We start from the raw sequence: 21,047 nt of genomic DNA on the forward strand, positions 1-21,047 counted from the left end.
GACGGACGCCACCGACGAATTGGCTAGGGCGCGACGCGCGGCCGGACGCTAGTGACCATGGAATTACGTAGGCTTCTAGGCGGCACTAGAGATTCCAATTGTCGGGCGGGCAATTCGTGTTGCTCACCCATCGTTCGGTCGACATTGAAAAGCGCTGCCCGTCGAGACTATTATGTGGCATCGCGAGCCAGCGTGGAATGTTTGCGATTTGCTGTCTTTAGAAGAGTTCGGAGCGAACGGATGGCCATGCCGTAGCCAGTGTTGGAAAGTCGGTAGCGACGCTTGGAATGTGATTGCTCCCCGGATATCTCATAGTACGCATAGAAGTCCTGATTGAAGTAGCGGCTCACGTTGTCTTTGTGCTTCGGCGGAGCGCTAGTGAATGTCGATTGGATGCGTCGAGCAATCTGTGTGGTTGAAAAAAATGGACGGTTCTCATCGCTAACCCAAGCTCCCAAGAGGGCGATCAAAATGGCGTCCTCTAGCCTGACCTCACCGAGGTGAACAAGCGCGGCCAGGGCGGTGTCAACTATGATGTCATCGGGCGGCTCTGAGCCAACGAATACGTCAATAGCTTCGAGGTATTCGGGCAATGTCGCATTATTGTTTAGCTGGATTGATACCGGTGCTGCCCCGATTCGTTCGAGACCCATCCGACGCTGCTGTTCATCGCGTTGTCTGAACGCTTCCAGGGAAACGTCGTCGCCGGGGCGTCCCCTTGCGAGAAGGCGCTTGTATCGCGATGCCTCATCGGATGCCACAAAGACAACTCGCAGGTTCTTCCCGAGCGCAGTCATCGCATCGCGTAGATAGTCGACCTCAGCAGGCGATCGGAAACCGGATACGACAATCGGCGACCCGCCATTTTCGACGATGTACTCTGCAACTTTCTCTGCCGCTATCTCGGGCTTCTGAGCCAAGGCATCTTCCGCAAAGTCGCCGATCGAGATGTCACCCCGATAGCCATGTCGGTAGTAGTAGTTCAGGTACATGAAGTCGCTTGCCTCGACGTGTAGATAACCAAACTTTCTTGCTAAGTGTTGGCTGGCGGTGGTTTTTCCAGCGCACGTGTAGCCCGACAAGATCAGGTTGGAATCGCTGCCGAGACCGAACTCAAGCTGTCGTGGCTCCGCCGCTAGAAAGTGTCGCTCCACTAGAAAATCGAAGAGCTGTCGAAAAGCCTTCCGCCTAAAATCGACGAGATCTGCTTGCGCTATCGGCAGCGCGCCAAATGGAATTGAGTGGCCGTCAGGTATGAACCACTTATTGAAAGAACGATTGTCGAGCCATGGATAAACTAGATTGCTCTCGAAGCTATATTCTCTCTCCGCGATGTAGCCGTGTTGTAGTCCGAGAAAGGTTAGATAATCGCTATCGATCTGCCATTTTGCTTTGAATTGCTTCGGGACATGTAAAAGAACGTCTGATCGAACTGACGCCGCTCTTTTGTTTCCTGCTGAACGGAGCGTGGCATCCAAATTTGCGAACGTTTGCTCCTGCATCCAATACTTGATTTCGAGGCCCGGCACCTCCGTTCCGTTATGGCTGAGAGCGTCGATTGCGACTGAAGTATCCTCAAGAATGAATGGGTGGCTATCAGTCGCGAGACCTGCCTTCGTGCATTGATTTAGCGCGCTACGATAGCTGGCTTCCAATAAGTCCGCCCTCGATGGCAATCGCGGCTCATCGTAGTTCGCGTGATAGGTGCGTTGACGAAATCCCTTAATGCGTACCGGATACCGTTCCGCGATGTAGCGGGCATGCGCTAGCTTCGTCGTATTTGACGTAAAGAACGTGAGCTCTTTCATGGCGGCGACCGAAGGAGAATACGACCGGTGTTGTTTGGGTGAGTCTGTATGATCTCGCAGTTTAAGAAAGTCTGGGCTACGCTCAAGCGGGCTAGTACTTCCGGCGCAGCAAAACAGAACAAGGAAGGGCCCAAGCTAGACATCCCGACGCAATCGGCGCCGAACTGCTCCAAATCGTGCTTTAGCCGTTGTAATGGACTGCCATATTCATTCCACTCAAGCGCCTTCCATGTTGTCGTCTGAATTGAGGAAACGGCGCGGCAGAACGCCCCATAGTCACGATCTTGAACCGCCGCGTAGATTCCGAAGACTGCCTCATAGCATGCGCGGTGGGTATCCTCGATGCTCAGGGGAAGGACCCGTTTGAAGAATTCAACTTCCTCCTGTTGTGTCTTCGCTCGCACATCGTTCGGAATGCAGACGCATAATGGCCATGCCGGCATTGCGAGGCTTGGGAGTGCTGCTGCGGGAGCGCGACGTTTATCCGATTGAGACGATGGTAGAGACAAAGCGCCATCGCTGACGCGCCCCAAGTCCAAGACCATGCCGCCCGCAAAGTAGGACGTTATGCCGACGCCGGATGTGCCACCGCGCTTGGATTGTTCAACCAATTTGTCTCTGTTCGGCGATTGTCCGTTCGAAGTAAACAAGGCTTCTAGAACGCCCAATCGAATTGCCGTTCCAGATCCCATTCCAACGTGCGTCTTAATTGAACCGGATATTGTGATCGAAGCAGCCGCCAAATTATGCTTATGCCGAGTGTAATCCACATCGCGGATTAGTTCAGCCAGCTCAAAGTCCGCGAGCGGAGCCGGACGTTGATCGCTGATTATGAGTCGATCATTTGGTTCGATATCGATGTTGACGGCAGGCTCGCTGATCGAGAACCCTATACCGCCATTTTTGCGCGGGCCGCCCGCATGCATTGAGATTAATCCCAAATGGATGCGAGAACATGCCACGATTCGCGCTTTAGTCTGCTGACTCACAATCCGTCCAGACCGTCTCAAAATGATCGTGATACTTTTGTGCAAATCGCGTTGACATTGCCACATGCACAGCAGGGGCATATTTGCTTTCGTTGTCTTGAAAGATTGGACCCGCGACCAAGTCGTCATCGGCGCTGACAAAGCTGTGCTGCGCCTTAGCGGGGAAACGGCGAAGTTCGATTCGCTTGCCGAACTCGCCGCTCAAGGCGTGAAGCTTATGAAATAAGCTTGGCAATCGAGCCTTGGCATCCTCTGAGATGTGTTTGTCATCAGGAATAAGAAGTTGGACATGTAATCCTTGATGGCGTCGAAGCGCATCGAGCAACGCGTGGTCTTCGCTTTGCGGATCCAGAAAGTCATCGACAAATCTTGTACAGGAGGCGCCCATCACTTGGACCGACCGGCGAGCTTTCGATACAAGCGCAGTGTAATAGGCTTTGTCGTGCCTGCTCGCGAGAAGGCCGCGAATGCCCATTTGCTCATAGCGTGCGAGATCCCTGAGCGGTTGTACCGAAACTATGTAGGTAAGTAGGAAGACAAGCCCGCCTGAGATAACGCCGCCAACGAGGCCAACGAGCTTCGCGTCGTTAGCATCCAGATTATAGTAGTAGATTCCCGCCACCAGGGTGATGATCGTTACGATTAGGACGATCAGTAGCCATTTCGGTACGGAAACGCTTTGCGTCTCAAAAAGGGTCATGGCCGTCCTATGAATAGCAACTCACGCCTAGGCGTGGCTCCGAGCGCGTGGTTGTGGTCGCGCGAATGGACCGACACATTTGAGAAAGTGTCTTCAAAAAAACGAACTATTTCCTGTTGGTCGGGGTGCGCGCCAGTCACATAGGAAAGGACCACCTGAGACTCCTTGTGGGAGTAGATGAAGGAGAACAATCGTTCTTGAAACGAGCGCTTCGTTGCCCAGTCGAGCATCCATTTAGGGCGTTCGAGCAGTCTAATGTCCGAAGCGTAATCGATGCGTTGTTCCCAGCTATCGTAATTGGCCAAGCCTTCGAGGAAGTGATAGCGACGCCAATAGTCGTCACGATTGTAGCGTGAGATGTTGTTTACATACGGTGGATCGATATAGACTAGATCGTACCCCGGCTTAAGCCGTTCTACGTTGCCGGGCTGTAATACCTTGTGCGGCGTGTCGGCTAACAAGTTGCTAGGCAGGTCGTCGTAGGCTTGCAGAATGTGATGCTGGAAGCTGCGTTCCCAAGTCACGTGGTTGCCGAAAGAACGAGCGACTCCCTTGTTGGTTCGGAGATGCAAATTGGCGCGGTGAAAGAGATTGAAAGGTCGTTTTTTGAGGCACGCCTGGTAAAGAAGGTATCGCAGGAGCGCTGACCGAGCCCTCGTTAGGCGCTTTTGCTGAAGTGACGCGACATACCCGTCGATCCAAGCATTCTCTGCATTCTTATAGTAGATACCGCGAAATGAGCGCGCGACGACGCCAGACGTGGGCGTCACATTAGCGAGAAATTGGACAACGTCGCTGCGGTCCATTGCGACGTTGTTGGAAAGGAGTGTGTTCGCTACGTCGAGGTTAAATCGAAATCCGTCGTGATAGGTGACCGTCTTGCGCATCGCTTTGAACAACAGGGAGACAGATGCCGTGCCGCCTAGCGCGTCGAGGACCGTGTCAAATTCAAGCGTCCTGATGTGATCGTAGATCCATGGAAGCAGTTTACGCTTGCTGCCATAGTACCGTGTCGAAGGGAGTTGCGCGATGGTGTCTGCAATAGGTCTTATCAGCGCGAGAGAGGCCAGTTTACTCGCCGTCGGGCTCACCGAAGCGAGCCCATCTTGAAAAGCAAGTCGACTCACACGTATCACTGACAGTCCCCCATCCCTATTCAATATTAGGGACGAGAAACTTGGAAGTAAACAATCCCGAGTTGATCACTAAGTCCTATGCCGTCGCTTGTGCATCCGCATCGAATAATATCGCGTGCAGCGCAGCACAGGAGGCCCGATGGCCGAGTTTGTTTTGGGTTTAACGCAAAATATTTTGGGAGAGGCAAATGTCGGCGAGCAAAAAGAGCTTTGAATTCACGGAGCAGGGCGCGTTCGAGGCAAATATGGAGGCGTTTTTCACTCATATGGGCCAAGAGGACACCGCTCTTGCCGCGGACCTTCAATCTCAATTCAAGGCATTATCGCAGGGGGGTTACAAGCAGCAGGATATTCTGAACGGCTTACTTGCTGCTGCCGAGAATCCTTCGCCACCCACAAATGTGAGCCCTAGCGCAGCGGTTGTTGCTGGTCAAAGTGCTACGTCGGCCGCAGCCGCGATCTCCGCGACCGGTTGGTTGCTCGAGGGCCTTTCGATCGAGGGCTTTCGCGGCATTAACAATCAAGGTAAGCCGCTTGAATTGAAGTTTCATGCCGACAAGGTCAACAGTATCTCAGCAGTGAACGGCGTCGGAAAGAGCTCCGTTTATGATGCGGTCAGGTACGCAATCTGCGGGGAAGTGCCCTGGCTCGAAGGTCTGCCTGCGAGTGAGCGTGGCACCGATTACTATCTGAACAAGTTCAACACATCGGGGACGGCGACGATTACGCTGAAGCTGGTCGCCGAGCCGAGCGGTGAGCAGGTGACCATCACGGTTAAGCGTGATGCGCAAGGTAATCGCACGGTGTCGTCGACGCCTGCTGCTGACGCCGAGGGCATTTTGCAATCGCTGAATCGCGAATTCGTCCTTCTCGATGGGCACGCATTTCAGAACTTCATTTCGGCAAAGCCTTTGGATCGAGGCCGCACCTTTTCTGGTCTTCTTGGACTCGCCCAATACAGCGCGATGCGCCAATCACTCGCGGCGATCGCCAACACACGCGCCTTTAACAACCACTTTGCGGTAGCCGAACACGCGCAGCTTCGCGGTCGAGAGGAGAAGGGTGCTGCGGACGCACGCGCGGCGATTGCATCAGACTATGAGGCGCTGGTAGGCCAGCCTTTAGGAGCACAGAGTAGTGCCGATGCCCAGGCGAGCTGCCACCTCGCTTTGGAACAGATCGGGCCATTGAAGCCGCTCTGTGAAAATAGGGTCTTTCACGACATCGACATTAACGCCTGCATCGAGGCGGTAAAGGCGGCCGAGGGCGGTCCTAAGCGGGATCGCTTGAGTGAATGCATTCGGGAGCGGGCGGATCTGAAGAAGCTCAATGTTGAGGCTCCGAAATCTGAGCGCGCGGCTGCTTTGGTAAGCCTTGCGGAGGCACGCGATCGGGCGCTTGCGGAGACGGTCGGCGACGTGATGCTGAGCTTGTTTCAAGCAGGACAAAAGGCACTCGGTTTACCGGATTGGAGTGATCCTACTCTGTGTCCGCTTTGCGATCAGAAGGGCTCGCATGACCTGAAGGCGCATATCGCGTCCAAACTCTCTCAGTTTGATACGTTGGAGCAAGCCGGGACGGCGATTGCAAAGGAATGGGGTGAAGCCGGCTGGTCCGATCTGGTCGGATTGGAGGCGAAATTGGAGGACGGGGGCGATCACCGAGTGATTGCGAAATTACGCCCGAGCGCCGAAAAGGGGGAACTCGGGTCTAAGGACGCGGAGAGTCTAGCAGAGTGGCTGAAAACATTGCGTTCGCGCGCCGATCAGAAGGAGCGAGGCTTGGCGACTGAACAAGCCGCTCTCGAGAAGGAGCTACCGCCATCCTCCGTTGAGGTCACACGCAAAGTCGAGGCAGCACGCCGGCTTCAGGCAAATTGGCGCAAGCTCACGGAGGCCGAAACAGCTGCGGGTCAAGAGCAGACGCGGGAGGCCCTAGTCGCGCAGGTGAAGCGCTTCCTCGATTCCGCGTCAGATTGCTTCGGCGCTGCAGAGGGCGCTCTCAGCAAAGCGCGGCTAACCGCCGTCGAGCCAGTGTTTAAGTCGTATTTCAACAAGCTCTCGTTCTTTGGCGTTGTTCCGAAGGTCACCAAGCGCGCCAACAGCGAAGATCTTCAGATTGCGCTCGCGGACTTTCACGGTCTGCCAAACCTTTCGCCGCAGGCGTTGCTTTCAGAGAGTTTCCGGAACGCATTTGCTATCTCACTTTACCTTGCGGCCGCCTCTCTCTACGGCGGGTTGCCGAAGTTCATAGTGCTTGACGATGTGACGTCGAGCTTCGATGCGGGCCATCAGAATTTTCTTGTGGAGTTGCTGAGAACGACATTCGCCCGTCCCGCCAATGCGAGCGGGTTGCAAGTCATCTTGCTCAGCCACGACACCATGCTTGAGAAGCTGTTCAATAAGCATAGCAATACAGGGACTTGGTGGCATCAACGATTAGAAGGCGTGCCTCAACTCGCCGTGCTTCCGCAGGCTGGCGCGGTCAACAAGGTGCGCGATCAGACGCTCTCGATGTTGCAGGCCGGCCAGGTCGACTTTGCGAAAGAAGGCGTACGTCAATATTTGGAATATCGTCTCAGCGATTTGATTAGCCGCCTGCGCATACCGGTGCCGGTCGACGTTGCGTTTAATGACAACAAGCAGCTGGCGCATGAGTTCTTGCAAGCGATCGAAGCGGCGATCAAATTAAACCAGGCGGCCAAGTCGCTCGTGCTCGATTCTACGCAGGTCTCCGGTCTGAACGCTAACATGGCGACAATTGTTGGAAACTTCCTAAGCCATTGGGGTACCGGGCAGACCCTTAGCTTCTCCGGTCCCTCCCTTCTTGGCGTCATGCAGTCGATAGATCAGTATTGCGAATGCTTCATGTTCGTGCCGAGCCCCGGTGCGCCTCGGCAGTTCTACAAATCGTTGAACCAAAAAAGCTAACCTTTAAATCGCCGAAGGTGCCAAGGTTTGTAGAGTTGTGGATTTGTAGCCGACCAAGAAATTGATAGAATTAAGAAATAGGCAGAGTGATAATATAGATTACGACAACTCGGGGCAGGGAGTTTGTCGGTAGCTCCTCCACGCCTGCATCGGTAAGGGCGCTTGATTCAAGTCGCGAATTGAGAGCGAGTTATTGTCTCGCGCAAAAATGCGATAAGTCAGGACTTATGCATGAAGCTGGAATTATAGTAGTATGTGAATCTATGATGCTATCATTGCCACGCAAGCAACTCTTACATGTCCTCCGTACTGTTCTATGCCAAAGCACTGTCTGATGTTTACCGCCAATATCGATTCGAAATCGATGAGTTTGCTCTTTCAGTACCTGGTTGATCTACAGCGCAAGGGTGCGAGGGAGCTCATTATCGCCATCAGCTCCCAGGGCGGGAACGTCGCGAGCGGCATCACCATGTATAATGCTATTCGGGCAGCCACGATCAACGTGACCACGCACAATATCGGGAATATCGATTCCATTGCCACCGCCGTTTTCCTTGCCGGCCAACAGCGAGTCGCGAATGAGAGCGCGACGTTCATGTTTCACGGGGTCGGCATCGGATTGACAGGCAATCAGCGTCTCGAAGAAAGAGATCTACTTGAGAAGCTCGACGTCGTAGCAGCCGAGCACCGACGCCTCTCGAAGCTGATCGCGTCGCACAGCAGCCTTGCTATCGACCAATGCATGGACTTGTTCAAGCAGCAGAAAACGCGAGACGCCGATTGGGCGCAAACGAAAGGGCTCGTGCATGAGGTGAAAGACTTTGTCATCCCGGCGGATGTCGATGTCCGGTATCTCGGTTAGACTTGGTGATCGGCGGGCGCGGGGAGGACGCACAGCGTGCGAGCTAGCTGTGGCCGCGACGGGTTCGTAGCGACGCATCAATCATGTCGGTTTCCACAATGCAGATGCCGTCGGCACGAAGAGCCGACATGATAATGTGACGCACGCTCGTCTGGCGCTCGGCGGCCCGGATCTTCAGCGCCTTCCATACATAGTCGGGCAGTTCCACGTTAAGCGCCTTCATCGCTGTCCTTAGTGGGGCAGGCTCATTCGTGACCAAAATCTTCGGCTTTTCGGATGGATTTTGCTCCAGCCGAGAGGCCTTGACGAGAGTGCTGACCCCCTTCTCTTGCGCGAGAGCTTCTATCTTAGTGTCCATATCTTCATCGAGCGGCTGGAATGGCAAACGTTGTTTCATGGTCAGCCTGCCTTGCGCAGCTCAGATTCCGGCTGCTCGGCGATGGCGTGGATTTCATTCACGAGTGCCGTGATCTCGGCGCCGGCACCCTTCCCCGGTTCGAAAATCGTCGGTGGTTGTCCATTCAAGAACATCTCGCGATAAGCAACCCTCTCGACCAAGGCGGTGCGGAAGAGCGGCATGCCTTTGCGTTCGAGCTCGGCGTAGGCGTAGTCGGTCACGCCTGTGCGTAAGGGGAAGATCTTAGTCAGCAGGAGCCGGTACGGAATCTTGCGGTTCGTGGTCTCGCCGACATCGCGGATGTCGCTGACAACGACCAACGCTTCGCGCAAATCTGGTTCGGAAGCTTGTGCCGGTATGATGACGAGATCGGAACGGGCCAGCGCCTTGAACAGAGTGACCTCCCTCGTCCCGGGCAAATCAATGCAGATATGGTCGTAGTCGCCCGAGGCTTCGGCGTCGCGGAAATACGTCCCGAAGGTCTCGGTCGCTATCGCGCTGACCGTTAGCCGGTCGATGGCCGCGCGTTTGGACCAGCGCCCGAGCGTGCGGTTCTGGTCGAGATCGATGACGAGCACGCGTGCCCCGCCGAGCGCGAGTGCACATGCCACGGCCGCGCAGGTTGTCGATTTACCGACGCCGCCTTTGGAGGACGCAAATGTAATAATCATGAAAGCCTCAAAAATGGATTTGTAGAAATGTGGATCGGTGTAATTGAACAATCGAATAGTTCCAAGGCTACGGGATTCGTTCAATTCTCCAAGCTAAGAATGGTGCAACAGTGCAAATGCACGATTACGTAATCCCATGAGCGTAGAAATACATGGTCCTACAGATGTGGAATCCTACAATTCAATGTCGTGATGATACGGCGCGGCCCAGCATAAGGCGCTGCGGCGGTGTTCGGGGCGGGCAGCTTCCCTGAGAATGTGTGCTTCCCCAATTCCCCAAATGTTGATTTGCGCAAACCTACGAAACAGGGCTTTTCGCTCTACGTTTTGCTGCCGGTATGCACAACGCCTTCGCGCCTCATCTTGCTCGTGGCATTTGCAAAGATGTTTTGGTCGTGGCGAGGGCAGGACGCGTTGAATGAAATCGGTTTCCGCCTGTTCGTGCGGGGATACGGTGCAATTCCAGATCTCCCGCTGCGCTTGTCTTTCGGGCCGTGCTTCAAGGGACAAGTGATAAGGACCGGATGTGCTTCACGTGAAAACATGCGAAGGCGGCGGGCCGCGCAGGTCAAAAGAATGATTGGTGAGGAAATGGGCGGCCCCCCGAGTCGCGCCCGGATTCCTGAGCGTTGCACGTGAATCCAACGGTGAGTTTTTGGGCGGAAGCAACCGCATGGGAAAAGTCAAAGCCCTTTAAACGCTCGGACATCGCGGCATCTCGAGAGGGTGGTCCGACGCGGGCGTTGTCCAGGCCGGGCATCTGTACCCGGATAAAGGGCCCTCTGGCCTATCCGCAAGCTGAGGCGGCGCCCTGACAGCGTTGAACGCTCGGCAAGCCCACACACCCGCTGGCAATCTTCGGCCTCACCGCTCCGCCGGCCAGGGCCTTAGGGCTTCGGGAGCGCAGTCAACCGATCACTGGCTTTTCGCCCTAACCGGTTTCCACCGCTGTTCCTCCTGCCGCCAGAAGGCGAGTTGGTCATGGCTTTTCGGCGTGCGTGTCACGTTTCAGCGTCGCCGATGCGCGTTCGGCTCCGACCATCGGCGACCTCAGCGATTCTAATTCTTAATTCAGTAGTTCAGATTCAGGGCGCATTTGTGCAAGGCGGATCAAACACTTGTGCCGCCAATTGTGAGGTTTTGGGCGGGATAGGTGAGCAAACGGGCGGAGTCGCGTGAGCAAATGGGCGATTTGCGGTGAGCATGAGGGCGGCTTTGCGCGAGTTTTTGGGCGCAAGCTCACCGTCGGGGTGACGTATCGGTGAGTTTTTGGGCGGCGGCTAATGTTCGGGCGTGTGCGCGATGACATCGATCCTGCCACGCGATCGAGCGTGACGTCCGACGCGGCTTTTCTCGCGCTCATCGAAAGCGTTGCGCATCTCATCGGGATCTTTGCGCAGCCAGGTCACAAAGAGCTTCTCGACTGCCCGGCCGCGCTTAACGACGCCAATATCGACCACGAAGTCCGATAAGAAATTGACTTCCTGCAAGGCCGGCTTGAGACAGTATTTATTGAAGTCGGCAAAGCGTTCCAGTTTGCCTTCGGGCACGCCGAGCATGCCGCGAAGCTCATCGACCGTAAATTCCTCCGACTGCTTGGCCATCCCGATACGCCGCTCGATCATCTCGTAAAGCCGGATAGAATACTTCGAGCGCAGCGAATACATGATGTGCGACTTGATGGTCGCCCACGCCTTACTTTGCGTAATCACGGCAAGTAGGTCGGCCGGGAAGGTGTAATAAAAATATCCGTCCTTGCGCTCTTCCTCCTTGTTGGTGCCGAGAAGATGGACACGAAAGGTGGACCAAGTGCCGCTGATTGGATCTCGAGCGCGGATCTTCGCCCAAGCACCCATCAGCGTGTCGAAGGCTTCCTCCAGGCGGTCATTGCTGTCGTGGCTGCCGCGCAACGATGCCTTAAGCACCTTGTGGACCGCCACATCGCGAATATTGTTCCAGGCGTTGGCGAGAAGCTGGTTATAGAGAATCGTTTCGCTGCGGTTCAGCGGTGTGATTTCGACGATATCGACCAGTTCGCGCGGCTTGATGATGCGGCCCATATGGCCGGGATCAAGCGGTTGACCATTGACCTTGATATCGGTCGCGAGCAGGGGTCCTGGGCGTTTGGGCAGCTCCGGATCTTCAAATACGCCAACAAGGGATACGCTCACTTCAGACACGCGCAAAGCGTGCTGATCAAAAGTGAGTTGGTCAAGCGATCAACTCACTTTATCCCGATCCGATACAAACGACTGCGCCCAAAGTTCACCACGGGCTCGCCTGCGGCTCGGCGGAATCCTTGGAGAGAGCCGGGATTCAGCTCGATCTCTTATCAAGGACAGTCTCGCGCGGTGATTATGCGGCTCTATGGTTCGCGATGACGGTCCCGATGAGCGCCACGAGCTTTTGACGGCGTTTGCGGTCGCAACAGATGAAATGCTTCGCTTCGAGATGCTCCAAAGCGTTGAGTGCCTGCTCCGCGTGCGTCGATATGCGGGGTGGATGAATCTCAGAAAAGCAAAGAGGCGCGAGCAACAAGATCACAAGATGTGGATCAATGCCCTGTTCGATAGTGACGCCCTTGCCGACCAGGATTTGCAGCAATCGCGCCGCCTCTTCATAATACTGCGGATAGTGCCGATGCATGGGCGTCATCGCTTGGATCCGCGATAGATGACCAGGATTCGCCGCTGCGCCTGTTCTCCGTGCCGAAGGTCTGCTGCAACAGTCCGGGGAACGATTCGAATCTCCGCGGTCGAATGATTGATGATATGGTCGCGCCACCAACGCTCGCGCGGCTTCAAAGGCAGGAAGCTAACGCACAATTGCGCCTCGCATAGCGCCGCCTTCGCCACCCAACGCGCGAGATTCTCGTCGTCGGTCGGGTTGAGCCATATGCGCCGCTCTTTCCAATCGGCATTGAGTGCATCGTTCAGCGGATGCTGATAGAAAGGCAGCGGAGCGAGATAGTCCCCGCCGCAGACATCCCAGAACAATTCAGAGTCTTCGGGTGCCTTCCAGAACAACTCGGTCAGGTAGTCGCGCAGGAATTCAGCCAGATCCGGCTCATGCCGCGGTAAGACTTCGATCCCTGTTGCACTCGCTAGATCCTGCACGATATCTCGCGCAGTTTCTGTGGCCGGTCTCCGCCGCCGGTTGAAATGACGCAAATGGGCCTGGAGAATCCCCTGGCCTCGATTTTCGGCTGCTCCATCCGATATTCGGAGTCCGCGGCGCTTCAGACGGCAGAGCGCTTGCAAAGCTTCGGCTGAATAGCTGTGCATGGCATCACCCGCGGCCTGTCTCACGCAGCGCAGCCTGCGCCTGAACGTAAGCTTCGACTTCCGCAGAAATCCAGCCCACCCGCCCCGGAGAATATCTCAACCGTCTGGGGAATTTTCCCGCCTTTTCAAGGCGATGAACATGTTGCCGGCTGAGCGGAATGATTTGGCGAAGCTCAGTCCATGTCAGAATACGCGTAGGAGTGCGAAGCTCGGCAGGCATGAAAATTCCTCCGGTGTCACATCACCAGAGTAGTAAGCATTTGACATATGTCAATACGAACTAGAGGCGAATTTTTGCTGCTTGATAGAGACGGCGTGCTCTCTTTTGATCGTTCGGAAAGCGGGCGAAGGCATCGGCAGGTTTTTTGATGTTGTACTTGGCAAGCTCCGCTTCGACATCTTGTCGAGACCGGCGCTTTTTCGCTTCGCCGAAGAAAGCCTTCAAGTCTTGTGGGACCTTATTCCGCCCGCCCCATTGCTTTAACGTGAGGTAGAGAGGCTCGTCTATTTTTCGTAAGTCGGCGATCGTTATATCTGCGAGCCAAGGTCCGTATACACGTCGCAAGAAACCGAGAGAGGTTTCGCCAGAACCTTCTGCTCGGCTTTCCCATAATTCCGGTGCACGTGTAAGCAACGGGGCTTGCTCCATCGGAGCGGCAGCGGAGCTAAATACGTCATTAAAGCTCTGACTCTGACGAATCACTTCGGCCAGTGTGGGCGAATCTCGAAGCAACTTCGCAAGTTCTTCAAGTAAAAATTCAGCGTGGAGTCGGTTCGCTTCCAAATTGCCTTCAATAGGCGCAAATTTATTGTAGTATTGACCGACGATTATCGCGTCATGCCGCTCAGCCTGCAAGTAATTTGCGACACTTTCGCGCAGATGGGACATCGATGGAATGGCAACACGGCCATTTGAGAGCAGAGAAAACTGCTCTGCGTTGGACTGAATGATAAAATCTGCAGCTTGACCAAGAAATGCTAGAACATTGGCCCGAGCCGACGACGGGTGGTCTGAAGCATCATGCGGGATCTGCTCTTCGAGTATTTGGCGAAACCTCGGCAGAACCACCTCATGTACAAAGCCGAAGGCGGTGACCTTCACCGTGAAAGGCGAAGAAGTCAGCAAGCGAACTATAAGGTGCTCGATTTCTGCGGATGTCCTTTGGACAAACCGATTTTCCAGGGCTTCTTTTGCCGCGCGCTCACCGTCCTGCGGCTCGGGCGCCCAATTGGCTTTTTGGTCTCGCTCAAAAGGTGATGGAGGCATGTCGGGCAGTCTGGCTCCCAAGGAGGTCCGCTACCTTAAGGATCGCCTCTTAGCCGTAAAGCGAATAAGGCAAATGATGATAAGACATCACCTAGCAGGCTTGGATAACGCCGAATTGGCGACGAGGGGGTGCAAGCGGGGGTAACTGCCCTTTTTGCGATCGAATCAAATAAGGAAGTCAAGATGATGGCGGCCCGGTGGGATTCCGCCCCTGGCACCATCGCCTTCTTGATGTTGAGTATTCCAAGAAGCCAAGCCCCATCAGTGTGTTGCGCTTACTCTCTCCGTGTAACGATGGTGAGCGACATGGCTGTTCGGGCTGGTGCGGCCGATGCGCCGCGAGGTTCTCTTAACGCCTGTTTCATCCAGCGCATCCCATCTGACGCAACTCCACGAGTGGCGGGGCTGCGTCTCGCATCCCGGTCGGCGATGGCTTCGCGTTTGTAACGCCTGGCGCGAACGCCCGGTCGATTCGATGCTCCCTACGCACCCAGCGCAGCCAGGACACATCGGGCGGCCGCTGCGGCGTTCATGGAGGTGGTCTACTCACACGGGGCATTCGAAAAGCAGATTGCGAGTCGTGCGGCGTGCTGCTGGCGGCCTTCGGGTTCGCGCCGAGAGATGCATTGCGCAGCCGCATGTCGCGCTCCAAGCCGGTCCGGTGACAACCGATGAGGCTGTGATGTTGTGCTCCGCGCTCACGTCATCGAGGCAGCTGCCTCTGGAAAGCGAAACGTGACGGTGATCGTGCCGGCTCGCATGGCACTGGCCCTCAAGACGACCTTGGGCAAGCACTTGGTTGCCCCGCGAAAGGTCCGACATCAGCCGGCCGATGACGCCGAGTTCGTGCTTCAATCGGCGTCTTGCGGTGTGTGTTCACGAAGCGGGTCGTCTCCCGGCGACGCTGCCGATCATCGAAGGCCCAGATAGGTAAGCGGCGGACTGCCGAAAGCACGACGAAACATCAGCGTGAAGGCAGCAGGGCTCTCGTAGCCAAGCTCGGCTGCAACCTTTGCGACCGGTACTCCCGCGGCCAGCTGCGGCATCGCACACAGCAAACAAGCCTGCTGGCGCCACGCAGTGAAACTCATCCCGATCTTTTGCGTGAATAGTCGGGTGAAAGATCGTCGGCTCATGCCGAGCGCCTCGGCCCACGAATCCACCGTCGCATGGATGTCCGGCTTTTCAACGAACTGATAGCAAAGCTCGGAAAGGGGCCCCTCGGCCGGGAAATGCAACGATAGCGGGGCTGCCGGCAATTCGCGCATCTCATGTTGAATCAGCCTCATCAATGCGTCGGAGCGTCCCCCAAGTTCGTATTCGAGAGGCAGCTCAACTGCTTCGGTCATGAGGCTGTGCAAGAAGGGAGAAATCGTCACAACCCGGCAATCGGTCGGCATTCCCTGGATTGCTCCGGGCTCGACATACAAGCTCAGGAAGGAAACATCGCCGACCATTCGCACCTGATGAATGGTTCTGGACGGGACCCACACGCCTCGGTGGGGTGGTGTCACCCATACCCCTTCAGGTGTCGTAACGACAATCAACCCCGTCGATCCGGAGATCAGCTGTCCTCGGACGTGTTGATGCGACTTGATCACGTAGCCACTGTCAAAGTCGCAACCATACGAGATGATCGGCCGCGGAGCGTGCTCAACCCTTGGGATGCAAACTGCTCGAACCACGGATCTACACCCGGCTCGTCAATGTCACGTCGGTAACGGGGCGTCTCACGGTCGATCCTCTTCGAGGCTGGATGATTGCGTCACCTTGCATGGAGCTCCGCCCGCTACTCACGGGCGAACAACGTAGTCGCGCTCCTAAACCGCGAGCGACTCGCTGCCCAACAGAGGTCTAAAGCCTCTTACTCGACTAGGTCGCAATGCTATCGCGTTTAGGCCAGTTTTGTTGGTCCATTGCAACACCTTTGCCGTCGAGCGTTCTGATTAGATACATTCAAACATCGACCGTGATGCAATCCGAATTCCGACGCGGCAAGGGTTCCCGAGGGCGGCACTGATCGCTGCCAGTTGCAACCGGGGTTATGAATGTCCATCACGGGTTTCCGCAAGATCACGCTACTTAGTGCTGCCAGTGCTCTCACTCGTGCATCGGCGGGCCAACTCGACGGCGGTGTCGCGTACGCCCAATCTGCATCCAATCTCCCCCCAGTGACTGTTGACGCCCCGGCGGCACGCCCCGCGCCGCGTGCGACTCCATCGCAGGGGAGAGCCGCGACAACACGTGCCAGTCGAACGCGGACAGTCAATCGGCCTTCGGCCGCGAATGCGCCGGCGGTCGCGGGAGCAAGCCCGGCAGAGATAGCGAGAGGTCACGTCGACGGCTATGTGGCGTCGAGAAGCGGTACGGGCACGAAAACCGATACGCCGTTGATCGAAACGCCCGCCTCCATCTCAGTCGTCACCCAGGACCAGATTCAAGCTCAAGCTGCTCAAAGCGCTTCGGAGGCCGTCCGGTACGTGGCGGGAGTTCGCACGGAGTTCACTGGATCAGACCGAAGGTTCGACAACGTCTACGTTCGCGGATTTCAGGTCGATAACTATCTCGACGGGATGCGGCTCACTGCGGCAGGCTACGCGAACGTCAACGTAGATCCGTACAACCTCGAACGGATCGAGGTGTTGAAGGGGCCGGCGTCGATTCTCTACGGAGCCGGCTCGCCCGGCGGCATCGTCGACATGGTGAGCAAGAAGCCGAAGTTCGAACCCTACAACGAGATGTTTGTGTCGACCGGCAGCTATGGGCGCATTCAAGCAGGCATAGACTCCACGGGGCCGCTCGATAAGAACAAGGAATGGGCGTACCGCCTGACCGCTTCAGGGTTCAATACGGGCACGCAGGTCGATAACGTCGACTATCAGCGGGTCTCGATTGCGCCGTCGTTGATGTGGCGGCCCGACAATAACACCAGCGTTACCCTGCTCGGGACCTATCAGCGCGATCCCAAGGCCGGTTACTTCGCGTTCCTGCCTCTGACAGGAACGCTCAATCCATTTCCAAATGGAAGTCGCGTCCCGACGAATTTTTACGCGGGCGAACCCAGTACCGATCAAATGAAGCGTGAGACCGGATCGATCGGCTATCTCGCCGAGCATCGCTTCGACAACGGCCTGACCGTGCGTCAGAACCTTCGATACACGGATGTGTCGAGCTACTTCAGGTCGGTGTATCCTTATGCAACCGACGCGACGCTTCCGAACACGCTCGACCGCTTCTCCTTCTATGAAGGCGATCACACGCGCACCTTCACCGTCGATAATCAGGTCGAGGCAAAGTTCAGGACGGGGCCGTTCCAGCACACGACGCTGTTCGGCATCGACTATCGTGATGGAACGTTCGACTACCGCGCTGGATCGCCTGCGGGCGCCGTTCCCACCATCAGCGTGACCAACCCGGTCTATGGTCTCTCCATCCCCTTGAATCCCACGGGCGGTGCGAACCAGACTTTCTCCCAGGTCGGGTTCTACGCGCAGGATCAAATCAAGGTTGATCGCTGGGTGGCGTTGCTGGGCGTCCGGTGGGATCACGCTCAAACAACCACATTGCCTGTCGATGCTCTTGGCACGGTGGGGACGACGCCCACCAGTCGCTTGGACGATGCCGCGACAACGAAGCGAGCCGCGCTGCTCTATAAGTTCGATAACGGCATTTCGCCCTATATTCAGTACACGGAGTCCTTCTCCCCTGAATTCGGCACCGACTTTTTCGGGAATGCGTTCAAGCCTACGACGGGGAAGATGGAGGAAGCCGGTATCAAATACCAGCCGGACCCCAAGTCGCTCTACAGCATCGCCTTTTACAATCTGGTCCAGCAGAATGTCGTAACGGCCGATCTTGATCCTTCCCACGCGTTTGCAAGCGTTCAGACCGGTGAAATCCGGTCGCGCGGCATCGAACTCGAAGGCAAGACGGAAGTGACGAGGAGCCTCGCGCTGCTCGCATCGTACACTTATCTGGATAACGTCATCACCAAGAGCAACACAGCCATCGAGGTGGGGCGCCGGCAAGCCGGCATGCCGATGCACTCTGCATCACTTTGGGCTGATTACACGTTTCGCTCGGGTGCTTTGGACGGCTTCGGAGTGGCTGGAGGCGTGCGCTACATCGGAGATCAGGATGTGGGAATCGACACGGCGACTGTCCTGACCAATCCTGCCGTCACGGTGTTCGATGCGGCGATGCACTACGACTTCTCCGCACTTGGGCCGCAGTACAAGGGCTATAAACTGCAATTGAACGCCACCAATCTGTTCGACAAGATCTATTTTGGACAGTGCCAGGATCGTGGCTGTTATTACGGGTTGCGCAGGCAGGTGATCGCAACGCTCCGCTATCAGTGGTGATCGCAGTCCCGCATCTGCCAGCTAGGCTGAACTGCGAATGAGAAGGACGAAGAGGGGCTTTCAAAGGCCCCTCTTTTTGCGACGGATGACGCTTGGCCGGAGTTTCCCGACGAGCCGCCAATGACCAACCCGCGATGGCCTCGGAAGCGGCGATCCCGCGGGCGCCATTTTGCGCGGTACGAGACAGCCTTGGAATCCGAGACCGATCTTCCGCTGGATGATGCGGAAGACTCGCCTCATGTTGCCCCCGCATCTTCGCGATGCCGCGGTCGCGAGACCTGAACCGACCCACATTCGAAAGAAGCAGCACCGGCCAATGCCGCGGCTAGAGCGATTCTACCGTATCGTCCGGGCAATCTACGTTATCAAGAGTGGTGAGGGGTTGTTGCTCGAAGCCCTTCGTTTAGCCTCCAGGCGGCCCCGGAGTTCATCTTTCGGGGTCGCCTCTCTCTACCGATGCAGAACAAACTTCATGGGCTTTCGTCCGGGCTGAGCCGCATCGAAACGTGACCGGATGGGTCTTTCAAGGTGCACGCTCGGGAGGTGGCGGCGATCCCGATCGTGAGGAGGCCGGACCTCGATTTAGAGCTATTACACATACCGAACAACTATAAACCTAGTTGACAGTGCCGGTTCCCGAATGTCACCGTCAACTATGATGATAGTAGAAGAGGCTTCCATGGACATTCAATTTACGGATCGAGAAGCCGAAGTCATGGAAGTGCTTTGGGAGCGCGGTCCTTCCCTCGTTGCGGAAGTCCGAGACGCGCTGAAGGACGACTTCGCCTACACGACGGTCCTCACCGTGCTCCGCATGCTCGAGAGCAAGGGCTACGTCGGTCATGAGCAGGAAGGCCGTGGGCATCGCTACTTCGCCACGGTGAAACAACAGGCGGCGCAGAAGAGCGCGCTGCGGCACCTGACGCGCAAACTCTTCAAGGGCTCCTCGGAGCTGCTGTTTACCCGCCTGGTCTCGGATCAAAAGCTCAGCGCGGAGCAAATCCGCAAACTGCGCAAGCTTTTGGCTGACAAGTCCGGTGAGGAAGACTGACATGCTGGCGTGGATGACATACGTCAACCTGGTCAGCCTGTTCCTGGGTCTCGCGGCTCTTTCGTTCGAGCGATCCGCGCGGCTTCGGAAGACCAATACCCGCTGGCTGTGGGGTGGCAGCCTTCTGGCCTCCCTCATCGTTCCCTTCGCGATTTCATCGGTCTCCGTTCAGGTTCCTCTGCTGACGACCGTCGGCGATCCCGCAGCCTCGACGAAAACCGTCGTCTTGCGGCAGATGACGCTGCCGCAGCTTTCCCCTTCGGAGTGGATTGCCGAGAGCGTCGGCGACGTTGCGGACGTTGGAGGTCTGGATGCGGCGCTTCAGACCGTCTGGATCGCAGCTTCCGCATCCCTGCTCCTGGCGATCGTCGCCAGCACCCTGCATCTGGCCTGGCGTCGACGGCATTGGACGTCCGAGAACATCTCCGGCGTCTCGGTCTACATCTCGGAGGACACGGGTCCGGCGATCGTGGGCCTCTTCTCTCCCCGTATCGTTCTGCCGCGCTGGCTCATGACGGCGACGCGCGCCGAACAGAAGCTGGTCCTCGCGCACGAGGATGCGCATCTCGAAGCGCACGACGCGCAACTTCTGGCCGTCGCCTTGTTTCTTCTCGTATGCATGCCCTGGAATCTGCCGCTGTGGCGGCAGATCAGGCGTCTCCGCTGCGCGATCGAGATCGACTGTGACGCGCGCGTGTTGCGGCGAGGCCATGCGATGCGCCGTTACGGAGAGCTCCTGGTCGCCATCGGCGAGAAGCAGCAGGCCAATGTCGCGGTTGTCGCCGCGATGTCCGAATCATTCCTCGAGCAGCGCATCCGCCACATGCTCCGGAGGCGCGCCAAGTGGGCCGGTCTTGCGACGGCGGTGCTGGTCTGCGCCGGAACGACTTTGGTCGCCGTCGCCGCGCATGTCAGCCCTCCGAATATCGGCGGCGCGCGCCAGCCGGTCTCCCTCAATGCGTCCACCCTCGATAGCTACACCGGTTACTACCGTCTCGGCGACAACGCGGTCCTGTCGGTGACCCGCGTCGGCGATCAACTGATGACGCAATCGACGGGGCACCGGTCCGTCCCGGTCTATCCGCTGAGCAAGACGACCTTCGCCGCGAAGGCCAGCGATGCGCAGATCACCTTCATCGTGGACGCGAGCGGAGGCAACCCATCGGCAATTTCGCGCCAGGGCGGCCGCGACCTCCTGCTGGCGCGCATCGACGAAGAAACAGCGCAGCAGATTGCCGCGAGAGTCGACCGGAAAGTCAGGAGTCAATCGGCCAGCCCCGAGACGGAGGTCGCGCTTCGGCGGCTTCTCGACGGGATCGCCGGCGGAGCGCCGCGCTATGACGAGATGACCCCGGCTCTGGCGGACGCGACGCGAGATCAACTGGCCAAGCTGAAAGCCGCCTCGGTGCAACTCGGCGACGTCAGATCCATTGCCTTCCTTGGCGTCGGATCGAAGGGCGAGGACGTCTATTCCGTCCGGCACGACAGGGGCACGTCACGCTGGCGCATCGCGCTGGACCTGAATGGATTGCTCTCGACGGCGTTGGTCAGCGCGGGGCCGTGAAGCCCCCGGGTTCGAGCGCAGGAT

General features: G+C 56.8%; 17 protein-coding genes. 5 read left to right on the plus strand and 12 right to left on the minus strand.

Translation table 11 applies throughout. The features are described from left to right. Positions 1–170: 170 nt before the first annotated feature. From QM712_RS14365 to QM712_RS14380, 4 genes are read right to left on the minus strand one after another with little or no spacing between them, the layout of a single operon-like run. Positions 171–1,808, minus strand: a complete 1,638-nt coding sequence (locus QM712_RS14365; protein WP_415023768.1) for a non-canonical purine NTP pyrophosphatase — start codon at positions 1,806–1,808, stop codon at positions 171–173. Further along, complete coding sequence (locus QM712_RS14370; RefSeq protein WP_415023769.1) at positions 1,805–2,878, minus strand: beta-ribofuranosylaminobenzene 5'-phosphate synthase family protein; 1,074 nt, start codon at positions 2,876–2,878, stop codon at positions 1,805–1,807. Before QM712_RS14370 ends, QM712_RS14365 begins: the two co-directional genes overlap by 4 nt. Then, complete coding sequence (locus QM712_RS14375; protein WP_415023770.1) at positions 2,781–3,497, minus strand: hypothetical protein; 717 nt, start codon at positions 3,495–3,497, stop codon at positions 2,781–2,783. Before QM712_RS14375 ends, QM712_RS14370 begins: the two co-directional genes overlap by 98 nt. After that, positions 3,494–4,588, minus strand: a complete 1,095-nt coding sequence (locus tag QM712_RS14380) for a DNA adenine methylase (protein WP_415023771.1) — start codon at positions 4,586–4,588, stop codon at positions 3,494–3,496. Before QM712_RS14380 ends, QM712_RS14375 begins: the two co-directional genes overlap by 4 nt. Before the next feature lie 233 nt (positions 4,589–4,821). On the opposite strand from QM712_RS14380, the gene QM712_RS14385 reads away from it, so the two are divergent. Further along, complete coding sequence (locus QM712_RS14385) at positions 4,822–7,563, plus strand: AAA family ATPase (protein ID WP_415023772.1); 2,742 nt, start codon at positions 4,822–4,824, stop codon at positions 7,561–7,563. A gap of 334 nt (positions 7,564–7,897) precedes the next feature. Beyond that, positions 7,898–8,425, plus strand: coding sequence for an ATP-dependent Clp protease proteolytic subunit (locus QM712_RS14390; protein WP_415023773.1), 528 nt, complete (start codon positions 7,898–7,900; stop codon positions 8,423–8,425). A gap of 43 nt (positions 8,426–8,468) precedes the next feature. Here the strand turns inward: QM712_RS14390 and QM712_RS14395 are convergent, their stop codons facing one another. The 8 genes from QM712_RS14395 to QM712_RS14430 all read right to left on the minus strand — a co-directional run bounded on the left by QM712_RS14395 (position 8,469) and on the right by QM712_RS14430 (position 15,501). Continuing rightward, complete coding sequence (locus QM712_RS14395) at positions 8,469–8,822, minus strand: hypothetical protein (protein WP_415023774.1); 354 nt, start codon at positions 8,820–8,822, stop codon at positions 8,469–8,471. 2 nt (positions 8,823–8,824) lie between these two features. Next, complete coding sequence (locus QM712_RS14400; RefSeq protein WP_415023775.1) at positions 8,825–9,544, minus strand: AAA family ATPase; 720 nt, start codon at positions 9,542–9,544, stop codon at positions 8,825–8,827. A 1,229-nt stretch (positions 9,545–10,773) separates the two neighbouring features. After that, positions 10,774–11,673 (minus strand): replication initiation protein, encoded by a 900-nt coding sequence (locus tag QM712_RS14405; protein WP_415023776.1) that lies wholly within the window; start codon positions 11,671–11,673, stop codon positions 10,774–10,776. Between the two features lie 175 nt (positions 11,674–11,848). Then, complete coding sequence (locus tag QM712_RS14410; protein WP_415023777.1) at positions 11,849–12,148, minus strand: hypothetical protein; 300 nt, start codon at positions 12,146–12,148, stop codon at positions 11,849–11,851. Further along, on the minus strand, positions 12,145–12,777 hold the full coding sequence (locus QM712_RS14415; RefSeq protein ID WP_415023778.1) for a hypothetical protein: 633 nt from the start codon (positions 12,775–12,777) through the stop codon (positions 12,145–12,147). The genes QM712_RS14410 and QM712_RS14415 overlap by 4 nt, the downstream gene beginning before the upstream one ends. Positions 12,778–12,781: 4 nt before the next feature. Beyond that, positions 12,782–12,997: a helix-turn-helix transcriptional regulator gene (locus QM712_RS14420; protein ID WP_415023779.1), complete on the minus strand. Its 216-nt coding sequence runs from the start codon at positions 12,995–12,997 to the stop codon at positions 12,782–12,784. 60 nt (positions 12,998–13,057) lie between these two features. After that, the gene (locus QM712_RS14425; RefSeq protein ID WP_415023780.1) at positions 13,058–14,065 is read right to left on the minus strand and encodes a hypothetical protein; all 1,008 of its coding nucleotides are present in this window, start codon (positions 14,063–14,065) and stop codon (positions 13,058–13,060) included. An 890-nt stretch (positions 14,066–14,955) separates the two neighbouring features. Further along, positions 14,956–15,501: a helix-turn-helix domain-containing protein gene (locus QM712_RS14430; protein ID WP_415023781.1), complete on the minus strand. Its 546-nt coding sequence runs from the start codon at positions 15,499–15,501 to the stop codon at positions 14,956–14,958. Between the two features lie 933 nt (positions 15,502–16,434). Between QM712_RS14430 and QM712_RS14435 the strand changes: the two genes are divergently transcribed. The 3 genes from QM712_RS14435 (at position 16,435) to QM712_RS14445 (ending at position 21,023) form a co-directional block, all read left to right on the plus strand. After that, positions 16,435–18,408, plus strand: a complete 1,974-nt coding sequence (locus QM712_RS14435) for a TonB-dependent siderophore receptor (protein ID WP_415023782.1) — start codon at positions 16,435–16,437, stop codon at positions 18,406–18,408. A 679-nt stretch (positions 18,409–19,087) separates the two neighbouring features. Further along, the gene (locus QM712_RS14440) at positions 19,088–19,459 is read left to right on the plus strand and encodes a BlaI/MecI/CopY family transcriptional regulator (protein WP_415023783.1); all 372 of its coding nucleotides are present in this window, start codon (positions 19,088–19,090) and stop codon (positions 19,457–19,459) included. Between the two features lies 1 nt (position 19,460). After that, positions 19,461–21,023, plus strand: coding sequence for a M56 family metallopeptidase (locus tag QM712_RS14445; protein ID WP_415023784.1), 1,563 nt, complete (start codon positions 19,461–19,463; stop codon positions 21,021–21,023). Positions 21,024–21,047: the final 24 nt, after the last annotated feature.

The sequence above is a fragment of the Bradyrhizobium sp. genome, assembly GCF_047605465.1.
Classification (GTDB): Bacteria; Pseudomonadota; Alphaproteobacteria; order Rhizobiales; family Xanthobacteraceae; genus Bradyrhizobium.